This is a genomic window from Aromatoleum aromaticum EbN1, from assembly GCF_000025965.1.
GTDB classification, from domain to species: Bacteria; Pseudomonadota; Gammaproteobacteria; order Burkholderiales; family Rhodocyclaceae; genus Aromatoleum; species Aromatoleum aromaticum.
Window position 1 is genome coordinate 180,030 of sequence record NC_006513.1, and the last position, 15,431, is coordinate 195,460.

The 15,431-nt window shown below is 62.9% G+C and carries 16 protein-coding genes and 1 pseudogene; 8 read left to right on the forward strand and 9 right to left on the reverse strand.

What is annotated here, in order from left to right:
- The first annotated feature begins 9 nt into the window (after positions 1-9).
- The 8 genes and pseudogenes from tnpA to EBN1_RS00835 form a co-directional block, all read left to right on the forward strand.
- On the forward strand, positions 10-432 hold the full coding sequence (tnpA, locus tag EBN1_RS00800; RefSeq protein ID WP_157866552.1) for an IS66 family insertion sequence element accessory protein TnpA: 423 nt from the start codon (positions 10-12) through the stop codon (positions 430-432).
- Positions 429-776 carry an IS66 family insertion sequence element accessory protein TnpB gene (tnpB, locus tag EBN1_RS00805; RefSeq protein ID WP_011236007.1) on the forward strand — a complete coding sequence of 116 codons (348 nt, stop codon included), beginning with the start codon at positions 429-431 and terminating at the stop codon, positions 774-776. The genes tnpA and tnpB overlap by 4 nt, the downstream gene beginning before the upstream one ends.
- 78 nt (positions 777-854) lie before the next feature.
- Complete coding sequence (tnpC, locus tag EBN1_RS00810; RefSeq protein ID WP_157866553.1) at positions 855-2,153, forward strand: IS66 family transposase; 1,299 nt, start codon at positions 855-857, stop codon at positions 2,151-2,153.
- Between the two features lie 189 nt (positions 2,154-2,342).
- Positions 2,343-3,902, forward strand: a complete 1,560-nt coding sequence (gene istA / locus EBN1_RS00815; protein WP_011236009.1) for an IS21-like element ISAzo4 family transposase — start codon at positions 2,343-2,345, stop codon at positions 3,900-3,902.
- Positions 3,903-3,924: 22 nt separating this feature from the next.
- Positions 3,925-4,659, forward strand: coding sequence for an IS21-like element ISAzo4 family helper ATPase IstB (gene istB, locus EBN1_RS00820; RefSeq protein ID WP_011236010.1), 735 nt, complete (start codon positions 3,925-3,927; stop codon positions 4,657-4,659).
- A 266-nt stretch (positions 4,660-4,925) separates the two neighbouring features.
- The gene (locus EBN1_RS00825) at positions 4,926-5,177 is read left to right on the forward strand and encodes a type II toxin-antitoxin system ParD family antitoxin (protein WP_041645420.1); all 252 of its coding nucleotides are present in this window, start codon (positions 4,926-4,928) and stop codon (positions 5,175-5,177) included.
- A 66-nt stretch (positions 5,178-5,243) separates the two neighbouring features.
- Complete coding sequence (locus EBN1_RS00830; RefSeq protein ID WP_083782918.1) at positions 5,244-5,480, forward strand: type II toxin-antitoxin system RelE/ParE family toxin; 237 nt, start codon at positions 5,244-5,246, stop codon at positions 5,478-5,480.
- Positions 5,481-5,924: 444 nt separating this feature from the next.
- A pseudogene (locus EBN1_RS00835) lies at positions 5,925-6,435 on the forward strand (IS91 family transposase); the annotation flags it as partial.
- A 298-nt stretch (positions 6,436-6,733) separates the two neighbouring features.
- Here the strand turns inward: EBN1_RS00835 and EBN1_RS00840 are convergent.
- From EBN1_RS00840 to EBN1_RS00880, 9 genes are all read right to left on the reverse strand, one after another.
- The gene (locus EBN1_RS00840) at positions 6,734-7,084 is read right to left on the reverse strand and encodes a c-type cytochrome (RefSeq protein WP_157866554.1); all 351 of its coding nucleotides are present in this window, start codon (positions 7,082-7,084) and stop codon (positions 6,734-6,736) included.
- Positions 7,081-8,727, reverse strand: a complete 1,647-nt coding sequence (locus EBN1_RS00845; protein ID WP_011236014.1) for an FAD-binding oxidoreductase — start codon at positions 8,725-8,727, stop codon at positions 7,081-7,083. The genes EBN1_RS00840 and EBN1_RS00845 overlap by 4 nt, the downstream gene beginning before the upstream one ends.
- On the reverse strand, positions 8,727-9,389 hold the full coding sequence (locus EBN1_RS00850; protein WP_011236015.1) for a twin-arginine translocation signal domain-containing protein: 663 nt from the start codon (positions 9,387-9,389) through the stop codon (positions 8,727-8,729). Before EBN1_RS00850 ends, EBN1_RS00845 begins: the two co-directional genes overlap by 1 nt.
- A 127-nt stretch (positions 9,390-9,516) precedes the next feature.
- Entirely contained in the window at positions 9,517-10,524 is a 1,008-nt protein-coding gene (locus EBN1_RS00855; RefSeq protein WP_011236016.1) for a zinc-dependent alcohol dehydrogenase family protein, read from the reverse strand.
- A 110-nt stretch (positions 10,525-10,634) separates the two neighbouring features.
- Complete coding sequence (locus EBN1_RS00860) at positions 10,635-10,952, reverse strand: hypothetical protein (protein ID WP_011236017.1); 318 nt, start codon at positions 10,950-10,952, stop codon at positions 10,635-10,637.
- Between the two features lie 43 nt (positions 10,953-10,995).
- Positions 10,996-12,180 carry a lipid-transfer protein gene (locus EBN1_RS00865; RefSeq protein WP_011236018.1) on the reverse strand — a complete coding sequence of 395 codons (1,185 nt, stop codon included), beginning with the start codon at positions 12,178-12,180 and terminating at the stop codon, positions 10,996-10,998.
- Positions 12,181-12,217: 37 nt separating this feature from the next.
- Positions 12,218-12,964 (reverse strand): SDR family NAD(P)-dependent oxidoreductase, encoded by a 747-nt coding sequence (locus EBN1_RS00870; protein WP_011236019.1) that lies wholly within the window; start codon positions 12,962-12,964, stop codon positions 12,218-12,220.
- Positions 12,965-13,009: 45 nt separating this feature from the next.
- Positions 13,010-13,813 carry a glucose 1-dehydrogenase gene (locus tag EBN1_RS00875; protein WP_011236020.1) on the reverse strand — a complete coding sequence of 268 codons (804 nt, stop codon included), beginning with the start codon at positions 13,811-13,813 and terminating at the stop codon, positions 13,010-13,012.
- A 22-nt stretch (positions 13,814-13,835) separates the two neighbouring features.
- Positions 13,836-15,371 carry an FAD-binding oxidoreductase gene (locus EBN1_RS00880; protein ID WP_011236021.1) on the reverse strand — a complete coding sequence of 512 codons (1,536 nt, stop codon included), beginning with the start codon at positions 15,369-15,371 and terminating at the stop codon, positions 13,836-13,838.
- Positions 15,372-15,431: the final 60 nt, after the last annotated feature.

The window sequence follows — 15,431 nt, forward strand, 5'->3', positions numbered from 1 at the left end:
CAGGTGACGATGGAAGGACAGTTGGGTTCGGATGGCGACAGCGGTATGGGTGCGGCGGGCGGTCGGATCGACTGGCGCACGGGCAAGCCGATGGTGGCCCGCGACGACAGGTTCTGGCAGCAGCATGAAGCGCTGCGTCGCGAGCAGGGCCTGAGCATCCCGCAGTACTGCGAGGCGAACGGGTTGGCGCTGTCGACGTTTCGGCATCGGGTCGGGCGTCTGGTGCGCGCCGAGACCGACGTCGAGCCCGCGTCGCGGGCAAAGTCGAAGTCGGCCGATGCGCGGGGCCAGTTCATCGCACTCCCTCATGGTGCGGATGCGTCCTCCCGCAGCGCGGAAATCGAAGTGCGCCTGCCCGGCACGATGACGCTGCGTCTGCAAGGGACGGCCGCGCAGCAGGTGCTCGATCGCATCCTGGCGCAGTTGCCGTGATCCTGTCCTCGGCGGTCAGGGCCTATGTGTATAGCGAGGCGGTCGACATGAGGAAATCGATCGACGCGCTGGCGCAGCTGGTCGCCTCCTGCATGGGCATGGATCCGCTGTCGGGGCAGGTGTTCGTGTTCATCGGCCGGCGCCGCGACAAGGTGAAGCTCCTGGTGTGGGACCGCCACGGCTTCTGGGTGCTGTACAAGCGCCTGGAACGGGGCCGCTTCGCCGATCCGGCACGCCTTGCGGCCGGCGCTCTGGCGATGAGCGAACTGGTGGCGTGGCTCGAGGGTATCGATCTGGCCCGCGTGCGGCGCCTCCCGGCGGTGGCCGCGTCCCGCGTGAGCTGAGTGCGAGGCCGCGCTCTGCCATGCAATTGGGGTTTGACCGACTGCCCCGAGGCGGCGCCCGCTGGCAAGATGGGCGCCATGAATCGCCCTGCCGTCATCGATCGCGCGACCCTGCCCACCGCCGTGGAGCCGCTCCAGGATATGGTGCTGGAGATGGCCGCGCAGCTCGACGGGTTGCGGACGCAGTTCGACGCACAGATGGAGAGCCTGCGCCACCAACTGGCCGAACTGCGCCGGCGGCTGTTCGGTCCGCGCAGCGAAGCGATCCACGCGGGGCAAGGCGAATTGTGGAGCGAGACGGTCGAAGTACCGGTGCCGCCGGAAGCGTTTCGCGAGGTCGAGGCGCACCGCCGGCGCCAACCGGGGCGTGCCGCGATCGGTGAACACTTGCCGCGGCGACGCGTCGAGCACGATCTGTCCGCGGATGAGAAGGCCAGCTTCGCCGCGGTCGAGCGCATCGGCGAGGAAGTCTCCGAGATGCTCGAGTACCTCCCGGCGCGCCTCGAAGTCATCCAGAACGTGCGCCTCAAATACCGCTGCGAGCGCGCCGACGGCAGCAGCACGATCCGCACCGCCACCGCCCAGGGTTCGCCGATCGCCAAGAGCAACGCCGGGCCGGGGCTGCTCGCGCACGTGATGGTGTCGAAATACCTCGATCATTGCCCGCTCGCCCGTCAGCAGCGCATCCTCGCCCGCGACGGCGTCGTGATCGCGCGCCAGACGCTGTGCGACCGCGTGCTCGACGGGGCCGAGCTCTTGAGCGTGCTGATGCCGGTGCTGCATCGCCACGTGCTCGCGAGCCCGGTGATCTTCACCGACGACACGACGCTCGCGCTGCAGGCACCGGGCAAGACCGTCACGGCGCGGATGTGGGCATATATCTGGCCGGCGGCCATCGCAAGGATGAGCACGGGCGTTGGCAGGCGGTGGCGCCGGCGGCACTGTACGACTTCACGCTCGATCGCAGCGGCGCGCACCCGCATCCTCGGGGACTGGCGTGGCTATCTGCAAGCCGACGACTACAGTGGCTATCACGCGAGTTTCCGCGAAGGGGTGACTCACGTCGCCTGTTGGGCTCACGCGAGGAGGAAATACTTCGACGTGGTCAAGGCGATGCCCAAGGGGGCCCGGCCGGGACTTGCGCATCATGCGCTGCGCTTCATCGGGTTGATCTACCGCATCGAAGGGCAGATCGCGGAGGCCGATCCCGACGTCCGACGCCAGCTCCGACAACAGCGCACGAAACGCGTGCTCGCCTGGTTTCATCGCTGGCTCACCGCGCACGCCCCGACCCTGCTGCCGAAGTCGCCGCTGGCGAAAGCCTTCGCCTATTGCGGATTCCGACCCAACGTGACCGCTGACTCCGAAATAGTGTGACCGGTGAATCCGCGGTCGTGACCGCGGATTCCGATTTGATCGTGACCGATTTCGGCGAGTTGTCGGAATGGGCGGTCACGATGTCGGAATCAATGGTCACGATCAAATCGGAACGGGTTTGTGAGGCCAAGCGTGGCAACGTCGTTTGTCAGGCCGGCTACCCTCGCGCGCTTTGCGCGGAGACCGAGGATGCCGGCGGAGCGGATTGCCATGCACAAGATCAGGGAGCTGTTACGGCTCAAATACGACTGCGCGCTGTCGCATGAGCGCATTGCCCGCGCGCTGTCGATTTCCAAAGGCGTGGTCGCCAAGTATGTGAAGGCGGCCGAGGAGTGCGGCCGGCCGTGGGCCGAGTTGTCGGCGGCCGACGAGGCCGAGTTGCGCCGGGTGCTGGGGGTCGCCCGGCGTGGACGTGGCGCGAGCGTCGCGAATGTGCCGCCGGATCTGGCGGCGGTGCATCAGGGGCTCAAGCGAAAGAACGTCACGCTGGCGCTGCTGTGGGAAGAGTACGTGCAGACGGCCGACGGGCCGAGCTATCAGTACTCGCGCTTTTGCGACCTGTACCGCGCGTTCGCCCGCACGCTCAAGCGCTCGATGCGCCAGGTGCACCGCGCCGGCGAGAAACTCTTCATCGATTACGCGGGCGACACGGTGCCGATCGTCGACGCCGACACGGGCGAGATTTCGCGCGCGCAGATCTTCGTCGCGGTGCTCGGCGCCTCGAGCTATACGTTCGCCTGCGCCACGGCGACGCAGTCGCAGGCCGACTGGCTGGGCTCGCTCGCCCGGGCGCTGGCCTTCATCGGCGGCGTGCCCGAGCTCGTGGTGCCCGACAATACGCGCTCGCTCGTCGGGCAGGCCGACCGCTACGAGCCGCAACTGCAGCGCACCACCGCCGAGTTCGCCGCGCACTACGGCGTGGCGATCCTGCCCGCGCGCCCCTACAAGCCGCAGGACAAGGCCAAGGTCGAAGTCGGCGTACAGATCGTGCAGCGCTGGATTCTGGCGCGGCTGCGGCATCGACGTTTCTTCTCGCTGGGAGAGTTGAACGAGGCGATCGCCGCGTTACTCGAGCCGCTGAACACGCGTGCCTTCCGGCGCCTGCCAGGCTCGCGCCACGAAGCGTTCGAGACGCTCGATCGGCCGGCGCTGCGCCCGTTGCCCGCCACCGCGTTCCAGTTCGCCCAATGGAAACGGGCCAAGCCCAACATCGACTACCACGTCGAGTTCGACGGGCATTACTACAGCGTGCCGTATGCGCTCGCCGGCCAACCGGTGGAGTTACGCATCACCGCGAGCAGCATCGAATGCTTTGCCGCAGGCCGTCGCGTTGCGGTGCATGCGAGAAGCCACCGGCACGGGGCTTTCACCACGCTCACCGAGCACATGCCCGCATCGCATCAGGCGCACCGTCAGTGGTCCCCGGGCAAACTCATCGCCTGGGGCGCCACGGTCGGGCCTCACACCGAGCAGGTGGTCAGCCACCAACTCGAACGCATGCCGCACCCCGAGCAGGGCTACCGGGCGTGCCTCGGGCTGATGCGCCTCGGTCGTCAATACGGCAACGAACGCCTCGAAGCCGCGGCGACCCGCGCCGTCACCCTCGGGGCGATGCGTTACCGCAACGTCGCCTCGATCCTCAAGAGCGGGCTCGACCGCGCGCCGCTCCCCGCATCCACTGCGCAGCAAAGCGAGCTCGCGCTACCGGCCGCTCACGAGAACCTGCGCGGTGCGCGCTACTACCACTGATTCCACCCACCGGAGAACATCGATGCTGATGCAACACAGCCTGCAACAACTGCGCACCCTGCGCCTGGAAGGCATGGCCCGCGCCTTCGAGGAGCAGCTCACCCAGCCCGCCATCACCGCGCTCAGCTTCGAGGAGCGTTTCGCCCAGCTCATCGATCGCGAGATCCTGCTGCGCGACGGCAAACGCATCGATCGGCTGCTCAAGGCCGCCCGCATCAAAGCCGCTGCCGCCTGCCTGGAGGACGTCGACTACCGCGCCGGGCGCGGCCTCGAGCGCAGCCAGATCGCCGCGCTCGGCACCGGGCAATGGATCCGCCATCACCAGAACTGCCTCATCACCGGGCCCACCGGCAGCGGCAAGACCTGGCTCGCCTGCGCGCTCGCCAATGCCGCGTGCCGGCAGGGCCTCGCGGCCTATTACGTGCGTCTGCCGCGGCTCTTCGAAGAGCTGCGCATCGCGCATGCCGACGGCAGCTTCAGCCGACGCCTGATGCAGCTCGCGCGCATGGATCTCATCGTCATCGACGATTGGGGCCTGGCCGCGCCGTCGGCGCAGGAGCGAAGCGACCTGCTGGAGCTGCTCGACGACCGCGTCGGCACGCGTTCGACCGTGATCACCAGCCAGCTGCCGATCGAGCACTGGCACACCTACCTGGGCGACCCGACCTTCGCCGATGCGATCCTCGATCGCGTCGTGCACGCCGCGCACAAGCTCGCCCTCAAGGGCGAGTCGATGAGAAGAAAGGAAAAGGCATGAGGCCGTGCGCGCGAGACGCCTTACCCACAGGCGCCCGCCCGCCAGCGTATGAGGCGCGCTGGCGGCCGCCTGTGGATAAGCCTGCGCCGTGCCCCGAATTGACCGTGATCGTGACCGACACGGTTAGAATCTGAACACCACGCTTCGCGCGCAGACCCCCCGGTCACGTTCGTCGGTGCAGGCGGTCACGTTCGTCGGAATGCGCAGCATGGAGGCCCGGCAACCTGATTCTTGCCGAATTTTGCCAAGCCACTTAGGCTGAAGCCATGAGCACGATGAACATTTCCTTGCCCGACAGTCTGAAGGCCTTCGTGGATTCCCAGGTCAGCGAGCGTGGCTACGGCACCAGCAGCGAGTACGTGCGCGAATTGATCCGCAAGGATCAGGACCGCCAGCGGTTACGTGGCTTGCTCCTGGCGGGCGCCGCCTCTGCACCGGCATCGCCAGCCGATGCCGCTTACTTCGAAAAGCTACGTGACCGGGTACGCAAGGCTGCCAAGCCTGTTTCTCGCGGGTGAAGATCAAACCGGTAGTTCCCGCGCGAGCAGGCCAACGAGGAGGTTGACGGCGCGGTCGCCTACTACCTGGAAGAGGGCGCCGCGTCGGTCGCACTCGATTTCATCGACGCATTGGAACAGGCCTACACCCACATCGGTCGCCATCCCAGCACGGGTTCGCCTCGCTATGCGCATGAATTGCACCTTCCTGGTCTGCGCGCTTGGGCGCTGTCTCCCTACCCCTACCTCGTCTTCTATGTCGAACGGCCAGATCACATCGGTGTCTGGCGTGTGCTGCATGGCCAGCGCGACATTTCCGTATGAATGCAAGACCCGGAGGCCTTCGCCTGACGCCCCCGCCCGGCGTTCCAGGAGCCAGTAATGCACACCGAGGCGGTCGAACGCGACGACGCGCCATCGACGACCCTCTACGACTGATACCGCTGTTCGTCGTTCGGGCTTCGGTTCGTCAGCTTCCAACGGTTGAGCCGCCATTCGGAAGTGCCAGGTGACCGGCAAGTGATCGACCGCGGACTAAACCGCTCGCGCGGTAGGGCGTGCTGAACCGCTTCGAACAGTCAGGACGTCGCGGGTGCGCATCGGCAGTGCTCTGCCATGTTGGAAATGAGGCGATCCGCCTCGTTTTCGACAGGAGCACATCATGGAAACGACTGTCCGCCCCATCAGCCCACTGCGCCAACGCATGATTGAGGACATGCGGATGCGCAAGCTGGGCGACAGAACCCAGGAAGGGTACGTGCGCGCCGTGCGCAACTTCGCGAAGTATCTTGGGCGCGCTCCGGACTGGTGCCGCTGCGCAGGTGCGAGTGGGTGGTGTATGCCAAGCGTCCGTTCGCCGGTCCCGAGGCCGTATTGGCCTACCTCTCCCGCTACACCCACCGGGTGGCCATCTCCAACCGCCGATTGGTGGCGATGGATGAGAATGACGTGTCCTTCCGCTGGAAGGATTACCGGGCCAAGGGGCGTACCCGCCACAAGACGATGACGCTCGCCGCCGACGAGTTCATGCGGCCGCTTCCTGTTGCATGTGTTGCCAAGGGGTTTCCACCGCATCCGTCACTACGGACTGCTGGCCAATGCCGGGCGACAGCAGAGTCTCGCCACGGCGCGTGCCTTGCTCGATGTGCATCGACCCGAACCGGTCGACAACGAAAGCGCCGTAACGCCACCGCCGACCTTCGTCTGTCGCTGCTGCGGCAGCGCCATGCTTGTCGTCGAGATCATGATGCGTCGACAGCCGATTCGCGCACCGCCATGATGCACAGCTTGCCGCTCTTTCGTCGCACGACAGCACCGGCGCCCCAGTTCCCGGCGCCGGGAGCGGCCGGCTGTTGCTCGATGCCGTATCGCCCGCATTCGCCGCTTCTGGCACGCGCGATCGTGGCGCCAATGACCGCCGTCGGTGCCGATCTGTGCCTTGCCGACGCTTCAATGCATCAATCATCGGTCATCTTTGGAACACCGGCTGGCCTCAAATCCCCATAGCGGCAGAGTGCGCCCGCTGCGATTGAGCCGCTCCGCGACGAGGATGTTTACAACATTTATTTGGTGAAATGCTATCGTGGGTTATTGCGCGACAGGTAGGCTCCCAGCGTATCGAGCTCAGCGTCACTGATCTCGGTCTTGCGGAAAAACGGCATGACCGAGATCCCGTTCCGGACGAATGACTTGACGATCTCGGGCGACAGATCGGTGCGCTGCTCCAGTGCGCCCGGAAGGACGCCCTGATAGCGATGATCGAGTGCCTGGGTTCCCGGATGGCCCGGACCGATTCCGTGACACGAGACACACCATTCCTGGAATACGGCCAAACCGCGCTCGGCCTCCGTCTGCCCGCTGGCCTCTATAGGGCCGGATGTCACTGCCATTGCGATGGCAGTGCATGCACCAAGCAGTTTTTTCATCATGAATTCTCCCGGTATCGCTTGGGCCAGATGCCTCCGCGTCCTGGCGCCAAGATTCCGTGGGGATCGATGGCATCCTTGAGCCGCTCCTGGAATCTGAGCAGGATGTTGTTGTTGAAGGAGTAGGTCGCTGCCACCGCATCTTGGAATATGGGGGGCGTGCGATATTCGGACCACCCATTTTCGGCGGCCAGTGTGATGAGCTTGTTGAAGTCGTCAACGGACTTCCTGTTGCGCTCCTTGTCAGAACGGGAAACGAAAACAGGGAACAAGTAAAGGTAGGTACGGTACTGCCATGACATGGGCACGTTGGTAACGCTGATGGGGGCGGAGGTGATGTTCATTTCGCGCGCGGCCTTAGTGAATACCTTGTGCGCGTGGATGAATTCCTCACCGTTGCGGGGGACGATCGGTGAGAACCACGCATGGCCGTCCCCGGGTTGCGGCATGGCCGCAGAGCGGGCCCCGATCGAGAAGATCGACATGTTCGGAATGCCCAGCGCAACCTTATGGCGGACTTTCTTGATCGCTTCCGCATTTTCGAGCGGGAACGCATAGTTCTCGATTTCCTCGAACCGGACGCCGGGAATGGCGGCAAAGACTGTCTTTTTCGCATATTCCCAGTTGGCGTAGACAGTTTCCTTCGGACCGTAAAAGTTCAGTGTCACATTCCAGAATTCGTGGCCCTGTTTCTCGGCATAGGCTTGATATTCCTCAACTGAGGAACCGCCTGGGCGGCTATTGAGGGCCATCAGTTCGGGAGTTGGCTTGTATATCTCCGGCTCGATCTGCATGCAAAGGGGATCCATCGGGCAGCTGTAGCGCGGGTGGCCGATCAGCCCCTGGTCTTCCATCCGGTTGACGCCGTTTATCAGCGGGATCAGGTCGTGGTATTTCGGAACCTTCACCAAGCCGTTCAGGAAGTGGTCCGGTTGCGGTTGCATCCAGAAACCCATCTTGGTGACGATGCCGAAATTGGACTGGGCGAACAGCCCATCGACGTAGGCGCCATAGCCGTACTTATTTTCAGCCCAGGTCTTGGCGCCAGGCACTGCCGCCATCCCGGTACGCATGATCTCGCCATCCGGGAGCACCACTTCCATGCCGCAGTGGGAGCCGAAGTGGTCACGATAATTCATCCAAGTGTAGCCAATGCCATGGTCGACCGCATTGCCCAGCGGGCTCCCCCAGCCGGGATCGGGTACGTCCATCATGACCTTGAAGCCGTGTTCGTGAATGTGCTTGTACAGATCAAAATAGGAGACCCCCGGCTCGACGATGCAGAAGTTCCTTTTATCATCGACCTCGATGATTTTCTTCAGGCGCTTGAGATCGATGATGACGTTGCCGGCCATGTTCGGAGCGGAGCCGCCATAGCCCAGATTCTTGCCCGTGGAAATGGCAAACAGCGGGACCCTGTACTTGCTGGCGACCCGCACTACTGCCTGCACTTGCTCGACGTTTTCTGGCGCAACCGCCGCGGATGCGACCAGTTCACTGGGCTCTTCCCAGGCCAGGGAATAAGCATCTCGATAAAGATGCATATCCTCATCGTTGGTGAATACCCATTCTTCGCCAACAACCAGACGAAATTCTTTTAGTGTGGCATTGAAGTCTGCCGCACTGACACCTTTGGGAAGTTTCATTACACGATCCTTTCGACAGTATCAAAACCATTGCAGGCAGGCAGGGAGGAAGACCGCGGGGCAATGACCCACGAAACCAGCGGGACGTCGTCGCGGCGGGCGTTCGGTTCGAGGCCGGACCGGGCCATGAGCGACAGGGTCGCTAAAACCTGTTCCGGGCCGTGGCAATGGGACAGGACGCCAGCCATGCAGGCGCCAAGACTGGCGTGCTCCGAAACGGTGGTTTTGAACGCATTCAGCATGGAGGCCGGGCCGGACAGCCGGTGTTCAATATCGCCGTTGGCCTGGAACTGATGGCGGGCGCGGAAAATGACGCGCAAGCCATGATCCCACCCCATGCGTTCGAGCACGAACAAGGCACTGGCGTGTGTCAGACCCGCAATGGCCACCGGCTCGCGCTGCCACTGCTCGGCCAAGTGATGCACCCAGAGTTCGGTAATGTCGCCGTCGATGTCATGGGTCGAGTAGCCTTGCTCCTCGGTCGCAGCGCCAAAAGCTGCGCTGGCGGGAAAACCGTTGTCGTATATGGCAGAAAATAGGGATAAAGGGGCCTTGTACTGGCTAAGGGTCGCAGGGGCAGCGAAGCCTGGGATCGAAGTCCCGGCAAGCGCTAAACCTCCCATTGCCACTGACCCTTGCAGGAAAGCTCTTCTTGAAATCACCGTGAGTCTCCAGGAGGTTGTTGGGCGAACAGTGTTATTTAAGACTTAAGACGCTGCATACTGAGCAGGCGGTGTCCGGGCTCCAGTTGCAGAGCCTGGTGTGCCTTTCGAAAACCTGGGGTTGCGGTCAAAATTCAAGGCTTATTTTCCCGAAATGCCCTCCCGCCTTCTGTAACCGGAAGGCGTCGGCAATGGTTTCGAGCGTGAAGGATCGGTCTATGACCGGAAAGATCCCGGTCGCTTCGATGGCACGGACCAGTTCGTTCTGCTGACGACGATTCCCGACGATCAGTCCTTGCAGGCGTTGCTGGCGCTTCATGAGCGCCGCAGTGGGCACCACCCCTGCTCCTCCCGTCAGCACGCCGATCAATGCGATGTGGCCGCCTATCCGGCAGGCCTGGATCGATTGAGCCAGGGTGCCGGGGCCTCCGACTTCGATAACGTGATCGACGCCGCAGCCGCCGGTGAAATCGAGCACGCGCGAAGCCCATTGAGCTTGGCTGCAGTAGTTGATGGTGTGGCTGGCGCCGAGCGCTCTGGCATGCTCGAGTTTCTCGTCCGAAGATGAGGTGGCGATCACGGTTGCTCCCATTGCCTTGGCAAACTGGAGTGCAAAGATCGATACGCCACCCGTGCCCAGCACAAGTACGCTGTCCCCGGCTTTCAAGCCGCCGTTGTAGATCAGCGCGCGCCACGCGGTGAGCCCCGCGGTCGTCAGAGTGGCGGCCTGGGCGTGGCTGTAGCCCCGCGGGCTGTGAGTGAAGGCCGTCGCCGGTCGAACAACAAGTTCGCAGGCGTAGCCATCGACTCCGTCGCCCGGGGTGGTGGAGAAATCGGCGATCGGGGCTTCGCCATCGAGCCAGTGCGGAAAGAAAGTCGAAACGACCGCGTCGCCGACGGCGAACTCATCGACCCCCTCGCCGATCGCTTCGACGACTCCGGCGCCATCGGACATCGGAATGCGGTTATCGGCGACCGGCATGGCGCCGCTGACGACGCCAAGATCGTGGAAATTCAGGGAACTGGCGTGAATCCTCACCCTGATCTCGCCCGGTCCGGGCTGTCCCGGGTCAGGAAGTTCGACGAGTTCAAGGCGGTCGAGACCGCCGGGGCTACGTAATGTGATCGCTTTCATGCAATTTACCTGTCAAAAATGCTGCTGCATTGGCAGTCCGTGCCCCTGTAAAACAGTTGCGACGCCATGCCGGTAATAGGCGGTCTGCGCGCATGACTGTCATCGACTGCTCAGGCGTGGAAAACTGAGACTTCGTCAGTGACGTTGTCGATCGTCATGAGCGTATCGACATGCCTTACTTCAGGGCGGCATCCAAAAGTTTTTTCAAACGCATGCAACATTTCGGAGGTGAAGAAGGCTTCTGCGCACGACAAGCTTTCCCAGAGGTAAACGCTCGTTCCAGTGGCGTCGGAGGAGTTGTAGCAGAAATATTTTTTCAATAACCCTTTGGTATGGATGAATTTTTCCTGGGCCGCTTTGAATTTTTCAAGAATTTCACCCCTGGTTAGGGCGGAAGGAAGCTTGTATTCGACAATCGTTGTGATCACGATCCGTCCTCAGTTGGAAAATGAAGCAAATCAGATCAGATATTCAGGCGCTTTTTCCGTACAGGGTGACGACACAGGCTCCCCCCAGCCCCAAGTTATGCTGAAGCGCAAGGCGCGCCCCACTGACCTGCCGCGCTCCGGCCCCCCCTCTCAATTGGGAAACCAGCTCGGTACACTGGGCGAGGCCCGTCGCCCCCAGCGGGTGCCCTTTTGACATGAGTCCGCCGGAGGGGTTGATGACATATTTTCCGCCGTACGTGTTGTCACCCGCTGCGATGAATTTTTCCGCTTCTCCATCGCCACAGAGTCCCAGCCCCTCGTAAGTGATGACCTCGTTCGAGGTGAAGCAGTCATGCAGTTCGACGACGTCAATATCCTCGGGGCCGATCCCGGCCTGCGCGTAAACTTGCGCGGCGGCGTTGCGGGTCATGTCGGCACCGGCGAGATCGATCGGGTTGTCGTTGCGCGCCGGACGGTCGGTGGTCATCGCCTGGGCGAGGATGTTGATGCCGCGGGCAAGGCCGTGGCGGCGGGCGAACTTTTCACTGCACACAATGGCCGCCGCCGCGCCGCATGAAGGCGGGCAGGCTTCGAGACGGGTCAGATAAGGGGCGAAAATCACCGGTGACTGCATGACTTCTTCGACGGTGAGGGGCTGGTTGAAGATCGCCAGCGGGTTGTTCATCGCATGCTTGCGGGTCTTCACTGCCACCTTGGCAAAGATGTTGGGGTTGGCGTCGGTCTTCTCGATGTAGGCCAGAGCGGCGGAGCCGAACAGGCGATGTGCGTTGGACGCAGACGGTAGGCCCGGCACGATCTTTTCGAGCTGATCTTCCATCTCGAGCAGCGGGGAAGTGCGATCGTTCCAGACCGCGCCCAGTGCGCCCGGACGCATTTCCTCGAAACCGAAGGCCAGGGCGCAGTCGACGCTGCCGGAAAGAACGGCCTGCCGGGCAAGGAACAGCGCCGACGAGCCCGAGGAGCAGTTGTTGTTTACATTGAAAAGCGGGATGCCCGTCATGCCGACCCGGTACAGGGCGGCTTGGCCACAGGCGCTGTCGCCGAAGACGTAGCTGGCGTAGGCCTGCTGGATTTTGTCGTAGCTGATGCCGGCATCGGCAAGGGCGGCGCGAATGGCCTTCGACGCCATGATTTCATAGGGCTCATGAGCGCCGGGCTTCACGAACTTGACCATGCCGACCCCGATTACCTGAACGTGTGCAGACATTGATATTCCTCTGATTGATTTTAGTGAGCGATGAGGATCATCGTGCGAGGTAGCCGCCGTCGACCGCGTAATAGCTGCCGGTGACGAAGCTGGCCTTGTCGCTGCTCAGCCAGGCGACGAGATTGGCGACTTCTTCCGTTTCGCCTAGGCGGCGCAGGGCGTGCATCTGTTCGAGCTGCCGGCGTGTTTCGAGGGGAACGTTCTGAACCAGCGTGGTATTGATGAAGGCCGGACCGACCGAATTGATGCGGATGCCCTTGCTGCCATATTCCCAGGCGACCGTTTTCGTCAGACCCACCACGCCGTGCTTGGCGGCGGTGTAGGGCGTGATGCCCTCGATGCCGATCTGCCCGGCAATGGAAGAAATATTGACGATCGCGCCGCCTCCGGTTTCGAGCATGGCGCGAATCTGCGCACGCACGCCGTAGAACACGCCCGACAGGTTGATGCCGATGACTCGTTGCCACTGGGCGTCGGTCGTTTCCGCGGTAGGGGTGAATTCGCCGCTGATGCCGGCGTTGTTGCAGGCAATGTCGAGGCGGCCGAAGGCGCGTTTGGCCGCGGCGATCAGCTCGTCATGGTCTTCGGGGTGGGCGGTGTCGGCGTGTTGGAAAACGGCTTTTCCGCCCTTGCCTTCGATCAGGGCGAGTGTTTCCCGGCCCCATTCGTCACTGATGTCGGAAACGACGACGTTCGCCCCTTCGGCGGCGTAGGTGAGCGCGATGGTGCGGCCGATGCCGTTGCCGGCACCCGTCACCAGCGCGGTTTTCCCTTCGAGCAGCATGATGTTCTCCTTTGGTCTGGTCTTTCTGGCATGGCCGATGGGGGGTCAGCTGATCGTCATTCCCCCGTCCACCACGATTTCGGTCCCGGTGATCCAGCTCGATTGCTCGCTGGCGAGGAAGAGGGCCGTGCCGGCGATGTCGCCGGGGACGCCGGTGCGGCCGATGGGATAGGTTTCGAGCATTTGCCGCAGCGCCGTTTCGCGATCGGCGAAGACTCCAAGCCCGACGAAATCATCCACCAGCTTGACGCCCATGTCGGTATCCACGAGGCCCGGGTGGATCGAGTTGACCCGGATGCCGTAGCCGAGCCGGCCGCACTCGACCGCGGCCGCCTTGCTGAGCAGCCGCACCGCGCCTTTCGTGGCGCTGTACACGCCCAGCGCGGGAGTGCCGATCAACCCTGCCACCGATGACAAATTGATGATGCTGCCGCCTTTGCCCGCACTGCCGCCCGGGCGCATCGTCCGGATCGCGTGCTTGTGGCCGAGGATCACGCCGGCCACATTGACTGCCAGGAGTTTGTTGATGTCGGCGAGTTCGACGTCTGCGAGCAGGCCGGTCTGCTCGATGCCGGCGTTGTTGACGAGGAGGTCCATTCCGCCGAACTCCTCGACTGCGCAGGCAAGCGCGCTTTCCCATTGCCGCTCGTCGGAGACATCGTGGTGAATGAAAAGCGCCCTGCCCCCCTGCTCCCGGATGTGTGCGGCAACGGTCTCGCCGCGCTCCACCTGGACGTCTCCGAGAAGCACGGATGCGCCTTCCGCAGCAAACACCCGCGCAATGGCGGCGCCGATTCCCGAGGCCGCACCGGAGACATACGCTACTTTTCCAGACAAATTCTGCTTCATGAAATACACCTCGGTTACCGGGTTATGAGCGATTGGCCAGATCGATTCCCGACTTGCCTGGCGACAGGATGTTGTTTGGGTCGAAGAGCTGTTTCAGGTCGTGGCAGAGGTCCCTGAACGGACCCAGCTTGCGCATCAGGTAGTCGCCGGTGGAGAGTCCGGTCCGGTAAGGCAGGTAGCCAACCTCGCAGTAGCGGTCGTACATTTCCCGCTCGCACTGCTCGGCGCGGCTGCGTTCTTCGGCATCGCTGCGATCGAACAGCAGCCAGATGATGTGATGCAGATCGCGACCGGTCCCGAGGATCAGTTCCGCAGCATAGTGGAAGCCATATTTGGCGTAAGTCTCTTCGGCGATCCGGATCTGCTGCCCGACGGCATCGTTGGTGACGGGGGCGACCGGTGAAATCCACAGCGCCCCTGCCTTGCCTTCCCAGTCCGACATGTCGAATTCCCACAGCGGCTCGCCGCGCATCGCCTTTTCCCGGGCACGCCAGTAGGGACTCGCCGCTTGTTCTTCGGCGCTCAGGAAACGGCATCCGGGAAGGGCCGAGCGGAAGGCGTTTTCGACGATCCGCCGGTAGGTCTGGACGGTTTCCGGCAAGCCGTAGAGCGCGCCGGCGAAGTTCCATTCGCCCAGTCGGTATGTTTGCTTCAATTCCCGCAGGGTTTCTGGGCTGTAGTCGAAGCGCCGGCCGACCTGGGGCAGGATGTTTTTTCCCTCACCCCAGCACGCCGTCAGCCCCAGCGCCTTGCGCACGTGGGTGACACAGGCACCGTTCGGGATGACCATGTTGAGCTTGAGCGGGCGCAGCACTTCGACCGCCTTGTAGACCGCTTCCGGTTCATCCATGATGACCGCAAGCGGTTCGTAGGCCGGGGGGCGCGGCATCAACCAGAACCCTGCCTTGGTGACGATACCGAAATTGGATTGGGTGAACAGTCCGTCGAGGGACGGCCCATAACCCCACTTGAAAATCTGCCAAGTCTGCGAATTCGGCAGTGTTCCGGTGCCGGTCCGGATCACTTGTCCGTTGGCGAGGACGACTTCCATGCCGCAACTGAACAGGAACTTCTCCCCCAGCGGCGTGTACCCGGCCCCCCGCTCCGTGATGTTACCCAGGCAGGAGCCTTCCGGGCTGCCGCTCGGGACATCCATCCACAAGGGAATGTCATTGTCCCTGAGATAGCGATAGAGCTGGGCGAATGTCACGCCGGGTTCGACCAGCGCGTAGGCAAGCTCGACGTTGACTTCGAGGATTCGATTCATCCTTTTCAGGTCGATGATGATGCTGCCTGGTTTGGCTGCGCAGGCCATGCCGTAACCGCGGTTCTGCCCTCCGCTCAACGGCCATACCGGCGTCTTGTAAGTGTTGGCAATTTTCACTACCTGCTGAAGTTCTTCCGTCGAGGCCGGCCGCACCACCGCCGCGGGCAGAATGTCACCGGTGGCAAGCATGTTGACGGAATATCCTGCCAGGGTCGCGGCGTCGGTCAGCAGATGCGCCGCGCCGACGATACCCTCGATCTCCTTCAGTCCCTGTTCTTCAGTCAGTTTCATTGCACTGCATCTCCGTTGCGTGTGTCGCTGGATTTGAATGGGCGGCTCGTCCGGGGCGGG